Origin of the sequence: Pseudoblastomonas marina (genome assembly GCF_014641655.1) — a bacterium.
Classification (GTDB): Bacteria; Pseudomonadota; Alphaproteobacteria; order Sphingomonadales; family Sphingomonadaceae; genus Alteriqipengyuania_A; species Alteriqipengyuania_A marina.
Genome location: NZ_BMID01000048.1, coordinates 1 through 565, shown reverse-complemented (window position 1 = coordinate 565; position 565 = coordinate 1). Strand labels below are relative to the sequence as shown.

1 tRNA gene is annotated in these 565 nt (G+C 43.5%); it reads right to left on the bottom strand.

The annotated features are described in order from the left end of the window. Positions 1–176: 176 nt before the first annotated feature. Positions 177–249: transfer RNA gene (locus IEW49_RS13510), tRNA-Arg, on the bottom strand. Positions 250–565 lie beyond the last annotated feature (316 nt).

Below are 565 nucleotides of genomic sequence, written 5' to 3'. Positions count from 1 at the left end.
TTTAAAAAATATGGAGGGGGAATAAAAACTATCGGGGGACCCCACGAATACTTCGTATTCGTGGGGGCCCTAAAATATTAACAGACATGTTAATTGTTTTTAACATTAATCTGCACTTTTATTAATCTTCTTAGAACTAATAACCATCCCTCCAGCTTCGGTTTTTTGTCTACTATAAGCCTGTATGAGATTCGAACTCATATACTAGTGTCCGTAGCACTATGCTCTACCAATTAAGACTAACAGACCTTTTTGCTTTGTATTAAGTGGCCCAACCTCGGCACTTAATTATGACTAAGATCCAATTATGACGTAAACAAATATCATAATAATTTAGCCTCGCTGAGGCGGAGCCTTACCCCTCCTCGCTACCCCCTCCTCCACCCCTCGGGCCTTGAGGGGCGTGCCTCCCTTCGGATACGTAAGAGGAGGGGGGGATTTAAATTTAAATATTCTTAGCCTCCGGATTCGAACCGTCCTACCTCTTAGCACTTATATAATATTTCTATTACACCCCCCCCTGCAGTACTGCAGGGCGGGGGAACGAAAAAGGCAAATCCCCCCT